Source organism: Streptomyces hygroscopicus subsp. hygroscopicus (genome assembly GCF_001553455.1).
In the GTDB taxonomy this organism is placed as follows: domain Bacteria; phylum Actinomycetota; class Actinomycetes; order Streptomycetales; family Streptomycetaceae; genus Streptomyces; species Streptomyces hygroscopicus.
In genome coordinates this window covers 19,556-27,106 of sequence record NZ_BBOX01000008.1, presented here as the reverse complement: position 1 = coordinate 27,106, position 7,551 = coordinate 19,556, and the positions used below count along the sequence as shown (strand labels likewise).

Sequence of the window (7,551 nt, the reverse complement as noted above, 5' to 3'; positions counted from 1 at the left end):
CACGGCGGGCGTGCGGCCCGCGGGCCGGTTGCGCCGCCGTGGCGGGGAGGGCCTACGGCGGAGTGAGACCGCTGTCGCGCGAGGCCCGCCCGTCCGGTTCAGGGGTGCGCAGTGTGCTGCGCACCCCTGACCTGCTCGCCTTGTTCGACGAATCCCACCGCTCACGGACGGTGCGTGAGCTGATCGACGCGTCAGGGCCGGCCAAGTCGACGGTGGTGCGGCTGGTGGCGACGCTGGAGCAGCAGGGGTGCCGGTGACGCTCATCATGCCGGGCAGGCCCTGCACGATCTGGTCGTAGGCGGGACGGGCGCGCAGCGGGCGCGCCGCCCCGCGGGGCACCGGGCACGGCGGCCTCCTCCCGGGCCCGGAGGGCAAAGCGCGGGACACCGCCCCGCGCCACTCGCGGCTTTCGCCGTGCACATGCGGGGCGCCGCCCGGCCGCCGAGCGGGCGAGCGGCGGGGAGCCCGGAGAGCGAGCGGGCCGGCGCTCAGCCGGTGATGGCCGAACACCTCACATGGCATCCGCACCGGCTTCCGCGCCCGCCGTTTCACCGAGGTTGGCAGCCGGGTTCGGCGTCGGTTACGGTGATACCCTCAGCCGCCCGGTGAGCAGGCGTTGTCCGCCCCGACGATGCGGCGTTCTCCAGCGCTTCCGCGGACCTCCAGCGCTTCCGCGGACGGTTCCTCTCCTCCGGGTTCCGCTTCCCCCTCCTCGAGCAGCGGCGTCCCCTGCCCTCATCAGGGGCACCTCTGGCTGCGCCTTCCCCCTCCTCAGCAACACCTCAACCGCCGCACAGCCGTGCGGATGTTCCCGACGGTGCTGCCTTCGCAGCGTGAGGAAGGAGGCCGGGGTCGCAGTGACATCGACACCTGCCACCAGACGATGGGCCCTGCTGGCCATGTCCGTGGGCGTGTTCTGCGTTCAGCTCGACGCGTTCGCCCTGAATCTGGCCCTGCCGCGGATCGGCCGTGATCTCCACGCCGGGGGTGCCGGCCTGCAATGGGTGATCAGCGCGTATCTGCTGTCCACCGGAACCCTGATGCTGGGCGCGGGACGCCTCGGCGACCTGTTCGGACGGCGACGGCTGCTCGTCCTGGGCCTTGCCGTGTTCGGCGCGTCCTCCTTGGTCTGCGCGCTCGCCCCGGCGCTGCCCGTCCTGGTCGGCGCCCGGGTCGTCCAGGGGGCGGGGGCCGCGCTGGTCATGCCGGTGGGCCTGTCGCTGCTGACGAACGTCTACCCCAGCGACCTGCGGGGCCGCGCCACCGGCCGGGCGCTGGGCATCGGCGGGATCGCCACCGCCTGCGGCCCGTTCATCGGGAGCGCCCTCACCGACGCGGTGTCCTGGAGGGCGGTGTTCTGGCTCAATGTCCCCCTCGCCGCGCTCGGCGCGGTATGGGCCTCGCGTACCGCCGAGAGCTGTGACACCAGCGCGTCCCGGAGGGTCGACTGGCGCGGGCTGGCCACCGCGACGGCCGCGCTCGTGGCCCTGTGCGTCGTGGTCGATCGCGGCCGCCACTGGCAGTGGCCCGTGGTGCTGGCCGGTCTGGTCGGCGCGGCGGCCCTGCTGGCCTGGTTCGTGCGGTATGCACGGGTGGCGGCGAACCCGCTGGTCGAGCTCACGCTCTTCCGCAACGGACCCTATGTGGCGCTGACGCTCGCCGGGGCCGTCGCCAACACCGCGACGGTCATGTTCCTGTTCGTCGTTCCTCTGACGCTCCAGGGGCAGTGGGATCTGTCGGTCTCCATGGCGGGCACCGCCTTCCTCGCACCGGCACTGGCCATGGCGCTCGCCGGTCCGATCGCCGGCCGGGTGTCCCCGCCGGCCGCGGTGCGCGTGATGGCCATCTGCCTCGGCGCGGGGGCCGCCGTCCTCGCCTGCCTTGCCGGAGCCTCCTCGCTCGCTGGGTATCTGGTCGCGGCCACCGTGGGCGGTGTGGTTCTCGGGACGGCCACCTCACTGACGCTCGTCGCCAGTCAGGGGGTGATCAGACCGGAGCGGGCCGGGGAGGCGTCCGGAGTCACCAAGACGGTCATCACGGTGGCGGCGGGCCTCGGCGTCGCCCTGGCCGGGGCTGTCGCCGACCAGAACCGTGGCGTGGGTTCGGAAGCGGCCTCCGACACCGCGTTGCGGATCACCGCCCTGGGGTGCACGGCCGCCTGTGTGATCCTGGCCGTGTGGCTCGGGGCCCATGAGCGACAGCGGCGGGACACACGTCTCGCGCAGCAGCAGGAGAAGGAGACCGGGCCCGAATAGCGCCCCCGATGCGCTGGCGCCCAACCTCCCCATGGCGCCACCGCACCCGTAGCGGCGCCCCCACAGCACTGGCGCCCCGTAGCGCCGGCGTCCACCGTGGCGTCGGTGCCCCGTAGCGCCGACACCGGCGCGGCCGGATCGCCGCGCAGGCGCGCGGCCCCCTGCCCATCGGCGCCAACACGCTAATCGAGCACCGCACTACCGACGCACACACCCCGCCCCCGGCCCCCTCGGGCGGCGGGACGACACGTGGCCGGCGAGTTCCGCCCAGCGCAGGCGCCTGCGGCGGGCGAGGGGATGGCGGAGGCCGACGGCCGCCACGCGGTCCTCGGTGCCGAGTTCGACGATGCGCAGTCGACCGCCGGACGGGGGTCTGCCGTGCAGGACCGCGGCGTCGGTGTGTCCGGTGGCGACGCCGGCCGTGCGCTCGTCCCGGCGCACGAGTTCGATCCGTCCCCCGGTCACCCGCTCGAACTCGGTGATGAGGTGGCGCGCCAGGCCGCTGGGCAGCAGCCAGGTGAAGCCCAATGGGTTCAAGGGCCTGTCCAAGGTGGTCGCCCTGGAAGGCGGCCCCCACGGCGTCACCTCCAACTGCGTCAACCCCGGCTATGTGCGCACCCCGCTGGTGGACCGGCAGATCGCCGACCAGGCCCGCACGCACCACATCAGCGAGGCCGACGTGCTGGACTCGGTCCTCCTGGAGTCCGCGGCCCTCAAGCGCCTCGTCGAGCCCGAGGAGGTGGCCGAGGCGGTTGCCTTCCTGTGCGGTCCGCAGGCGGCCGCGATGACCGGCACCGACCTGGTCATCGACGGCGGATGGACGGCCCGCTGACCCGGGTCCCCCAGGACGGGTGGTCGGTCCACCACGGAATCCACGACCGGCTCCCTGGCGTCCGCGGTGCCCCCGGTGGGCACCGCGGACGCCGTCCTTCTCCCGATGACGGTCCGTAGGGTCGCCGCCGGGTGTCCCCGGCCGGCGGTACGCGCACTGCCGAAGGGGGCCGGTGTGCGCGGGCGCGGTGGCCCGGTCGGCGGCGCGGGGCGTGCGCGGCGGTGTACTGGAGATGACCATTGCGCGTACGGTCCTTGCAACGTGCCGTCCTGGCCGTTGTCGAGTGATGAAGGAGAGTCATCGTATGCGCACCGCTCCCCTGGGCGCCGTCCTCGGGCTCGTGTCGGCCGCCGCACTGGCGGTCCTGATACCGGCGCCCGCGGCCCACGCGGCGCCGACCGCCGCCGAAGGAACCCGCTGCCCCCGCCTGTCCTCCTCGCTCACGTGGCACGGCGACAACAGGGAGCGGCTCCAGAAGGTGATCGACGCGTACGGGACCTGCGGTAACCGGCAGCTGCGGCACGGCAAGCGGCCGGTCGCCGCCTTCGACTGGGACAACACCGTCACCAAGAACGACATCACCGACCTCGCCATCGCCTGGGCACTCAAGCACGACAAGATCCTGCGGCCGGCGCGCTGGTCGGACACCAGCCCGTGGCTGACGAAGGAAGCCCAACGGACCCTGACCCGGGCGTGTGGCACCACGGTGCCGGCCGGCCGTCCGCTCCCGACGTCCACCAACACCGCCTGCACGGACGAGATCTTCTCCATCCGCAGCGAGGCCACGTTGATGAACGGCCACAAGGCGTTCGCGGGAGAGTGGAACAGCCGCCGGACCCTGCCCCAGTACGCCTGGGTGCCCCAGCTGTTCGCGGGCCACACCGAAGCCGAGATCACCTCCTACGCGCGCACGTCCCGGGCCGAGGCGCTGGCCGCGCCGATCGGCGCCACCCAACGGGTCGGCAGCCACACCCTGCACGCCTACGCCCGCTACAACCCGCAGATCAAGGACCTGATCCGGGTCCTGAAGCGGGCCGGTTTCGAGGTGTGGGTGGATTCCGCCGGCAGCGCTCCGGTCACCGACGCCTGGACAGGCGGCGCCGGCATCGACCGCGATCACGTCCTGGCCATCCGCAACCGGCTCGACCACCGGGGCCGGATCACCTACACCCAGGAGGGGTGCGGCGGTGAGCCGGACGGCAAGGGCCAGGTCATGCCCTATGTCGAGGGCAAGCGCTGCTGGCTCAACGAGAAGGTCTTCGGTGTCACCGGCCCCGCCGCCTGGGAGCGGCAGGCACCCGACAAGCGCCTGGTGATCGGCGCGGGTGACGCCGACACCGACGTGACGATGGTCGGCGACGCCACCGGCGCGGGCCTGGTCCTCAACCGCAACAAGAACGAGATCATGTGCCGGGCCTACGACAACGCCGGCGGCACCTGGCTGGTCAATCCCATGTTCATCGACCCGCTGCCGCGCAAGAAGGACCTCTACCCCTGCTCCACCACCGGCTATACGAACCCCGACGGCACCCCCGGGCCGGTGCGGCGGACGGACGGCAGTGTCATCCCGGACCAGGCGGACACGGTCCACGCGGGCTGATCCCGCGGCGGCCGGGCACACCGGCCCCCGAGCGCCCGGCGGCGAGCCGTGCCGGCCCTGCCGTGCTCGGTGACGACGTCACCGGCCCCCGAGCGCCCGGCGGCGCGACCGCCGTGGCAGCGGCCCGACGACACCGGGTTCCGCCCAGCCGGCCCTGGGCGGAACCCGGACACCGTGAGGCGGCCGCCGGCCGATCACCACGAGCGTCAGGCGTGCCGAGTGCGGTGAGCACACCGCTTCAGCTCGGTGAAAACCGCGTACGGCGCCCGGCCTCCGAGGGCCGGGAGCACCGCCCGCCGTGTCCCGCGCGTTCAGCCCTTGCGGGCCCTGACCTCCTCGGTCAGCCGCGGGACGACCTCGAAGAGGTCGCCGACCACGCCGTAGTCGACCAGGTCGAAGATCGGGGCCTCGGGATCCTTGTTGATCGCCACGATGGTCTTCGAGGTCTGCATACCGGCCCGGTGCTGGATCGCGCCGGAGATACCGGCGGCGACGTACAGCTGCGGGGAGACCGTCTTGCCGGTCTGGCCGACCTGGCTGGTGTGCGGGTACCAGCCCGCGTCCACCGCGGCGCGCGAGGCGCCCACGGCCGCACCGAGCGAGTCGGCCAGCGCCTCGATGACGGCGAAGTTCTCCGCCCCGTTCACACCGCGGCCACCGGCGACCACGATGGCGGCCTCGGTCAGCTCCGGACGCCCCGTCGACACACGCGGGGTGCGGCCCGTGATCCTCGTGCCGGTGGCCTGGGCGGAGAACGTCACGTTGAGGGCCTCGACGGCGCCCGCGGCCGGAACCGCCTCGACGGCCACGCTGTTCGGCTTGACCGTGATGACCGGAGTGCCCTTCGACACCCGGGAGGTGGTGGTGTACGACGCGGCGAACACCGACTGCGTGGCCACCGGGCCGTCTTCACCGGCCACCAGGTCGACGGCGTCGGTGATGACGCCCGAACCGATCCGCAGCGCCAGACGCGCGGCGATCTCCTTGCCCTCCGCGGAGGACGGGACCAGGACGGCGGCCGGGGACACCTGCGCGCAGGCGGCCTGCAGCGCGTCCACCTCCGGCACCACCAGGTACTCCGCGTACTCCGGGGCCTGGTGGGTGAGGACCCTCACCGCACCGTGCTCGGCGAGCGTGCGCACCGTGTCACCGGCGCCGTCTCCGAGGGCGAGCGCGACCGGCTCACCGATACGGCGGGCCAGTGTCAGCAGCTCCAGGGTGGGTTTGCGGACCGCGCCACCCGTGTGATCGACAAAGACGAGAACTTCGGCCATGGGGTACAACTCCTCTTGGTGTGGGCGGACTTCCGGCTCGCGAGGCCGTGTCACACGAACGTGCGCTCCGCGAGGAAGGCAGCGAGGTGCTTGCTGCCCTTGCCCTCGTCCCTGACGACCGTGCCGACCGGGCGCGCCGGGCACTCGGCGGCCGACTCGACCGTGGTCCAGGCACCCTCCAGGCCGACCTCTTCCGCGCCGATGTCCAGGTCGGACAGGTCCCAGGAGGTCACCGGCTTCTTCTTCGCCGCCATGATGCCCTTGAACGACGGGTAACGCGCCTCACCCGACTGGTCCGTCACCGACACCACCGCCGGCAGAGACGCCCGCAACCACTCGGTGGCGGCGTCCCCGTCACGGCGGCCGTTCACGACACCGCCCTCGACCGACATTTCCGACAGCAACGTGGCCTGTGGCACGCCCAGCCGCTCGGCCAGGAGCGCCGGCAGCACGCCCATCGTGCCGTCGGTCGAGGCCATGCCGCAGATCACCAGGTCGTAACCGGCCTTCTCCACGGCTTTGGCCAGCACCAGGGACGTGCCCATCACATCGGTGCCGCGCAGGTCGTCGTCCGCCACGTGGATCGCCTTGTCCGCACCCATCGACAGTGCCTTGCGCAGCGCCTCCTCGGCGTCCTGCGGACCGACGGTCACGACGGTGATCTCGGCGTCAGCGGACTCCTTGATCCGCAGGGCCTGCTCCACGGCGTACTCGTCCAGCTCCGAGAGCAGACCGTCGACGTCGTCGCGGTCGACGGTCAGGTCCTCGGTGAAATGCCGATCGCCGATGGCGTCGGGCACGTACTTCGCACAGACAACGATCCTCAGACTCACTGGGTTTCCTTTGAACAACTGATTGGGTGTGTGTTCCTGCGACGGGGCGGAGATCCGGCAGGTCTCCGCCTCCTGCCGCGTCCGCCCGCCGGGCCGCCCCTCCCGGAGCCGCCGGCGGGCTCATGCGGCCGTGACGGCGCGGGAGCGCTTTTCGGCGACGGCCGCCGGGCCCTCCGCCGATCCGCGGTGGCGCATACGGCGTGGCGGGCCGGTGTACGCGTTCCCGGCCGGGGGCATGTTCGGTCCTGCCCCTCGGCGGCCCGCCACAGCGGCCCGGGGCCTTGGTGAGGCCATGCCACCCCGGCGGGGAACTCGCTGAGAACGCGTCAATGGGCGCGGGCAATGAGGTCGACCAGCAGCTGGGAGAAGACCACGGCCAGGACCACGGCGAAGGCGAGGAATCCCAGCGCCCAGCGGCGGGCGTCGAGCAGGGGCAGGCTCGCCGCCGTACTGTCGTCGGAGACGGGGGTGGTGGGAGTCACGGGGTCACAGTTCCTTCCGGTAGACGATGTCGATGACAACGGCGGCGATCGCGGCGGCGGTGACGCCGATGCCGACAAAGACCCAGCCCGCGCCGCCGGAGCCGGAGTACCAGCCCCGGGCGTAGATCAGCAGGAGCACGGCCAGCAGCAAGGCGCAGAGCACGACCAGTCCGGACAGCCGGCGCAGCTTGGCCCGGGCGGCACAGCGAAGGTACGCATCGGCGAGAGCGTCGTCGGCGATCGGGGACAGGGGGCGGGAGGTGGACACGGGGCCT

8 protein-coding genes and 1 pseudogene are annotated in these 7,551 nt (G+C 72.7%); 4 read left to right on the top strand and 5 right to left on the bottom strand.

Translation table 11 applies throughout. From position 1 onward, the window contains the following. On the top strand, positions 1–257 hold a 257-nt coding region (locus AXW62_RS40230; RefSeq protein WP_252368463.1), incomplete at its 5' end, for a helix-turn-helix domain-containing protein. Between the two features lie 600 nt (positions 258–857). Further along, entirely contained in the window at positions 858–2,255 is a 1,398-nt protein-coding gene (locus AXW62_RS01605; RefSeq protein ID WP_252368462.1) for an MFS transporter, read from the top strand. 198 nt (positions 2,256–2,453) lie between these two features. Here AXW62_RS01605 and AXW62_RS45330 read toward each other — a convergent pair whose 3' ends face one another. Further along, on the bottom strand, positions 2,454–2,696 hold the full coding sequence (locus tag AXW62_RS45330; RefSeq protein ID WP_060942877.1) for a LysR substrate-binding domain-containing protein: 243 nt from the start codon (positions 2,694–2,696) through the stop codon (positions 2,454–2,456). 85 nt (positions 2,697–2,781) lie between these two features. Here AXW62_RS45330 and AXW62_RS44335 point away from each other — a divergent pair. Continuing rightward, positions 2,782–3,087: pseudogene (locus tag AXW62_RS44335) on the top strand (SDR family oxidoreductase); the annotation flags it as partial. Between the two features lie 304 nt (positions 3,088–3,391). Further along, on the top strand, positions 3,392–4,687 hold the full coding sequence (locus AXW62_RS01590) for an HAD family hydrolase (protein ID WP_060942876.1): 1,296 nt from the start codon (positions 3,392–3,394) through the stop codon (positions 4,685–4,687). A gap of 311 nt (positions 4,688–4,998) precedes the next feature. Here the strand turns inward: AXW62_RS01590 and AXW62_RS01585 are convergent, their stop codons facing one another. The 4 genes from AXW62_RS01585 to AXW62_RS01575 all read right to left on the bottom strand — a co-directional run bounded on the left by AXW62_RS01585 (position 4,999) and on the right by AXW62_RS01575 (position 7,544). Next, positions 4,999–5,961: an electron transfer flavoprotein subunit alpha/FixB family protein gene (locus AXW62_RS01585; RefSeq protein ID WP_060942875.1), complete on the bottom strand. Its 963-nt coding sequence runs from the start codon at positions 5,959–5,961 to the stop codon at positions 4,999–5,001. Between the two features lie 50 nt (positions 5,962–6,011). Then, the gene (locus AXW62_RS01580; protein ID WP_060942874.1) at positions 6,012–6,794 is read right to left on the bottom strand and encodes an electron transfer flavoprotein subunit beta/FixA family protein; all 783 of its coding nucleotides are present in this window, start codon (positions 6,792–6,794) and stop codon (positions 6,012–6,014) included. Positions 6,795–7,120: 326 nt separating this feature from the next. Continuing rightward, a complete protein-coding gene (locus AXW62_RS43690) occupies positions 7,121–7,276 on the bottom strand; it encodes a hypothetical protein (protein ID WP_159060783.1) in 156 nt (51 codons plus the stop codon). Between the two features lie 4 nt (positions 7,277–7,280). Then, complete coding sequence (locus tag AXW62_RS01575) at positions 7,281–7,544, bottom strand: hypothetical protein (protein ID WP_060942873.1); 264 nt, start codon at positions 7,542–7,544, stop codon at positions 7,281–7,283. Positions 7,545–7,551: the final 7 nt, after the last annotated feature.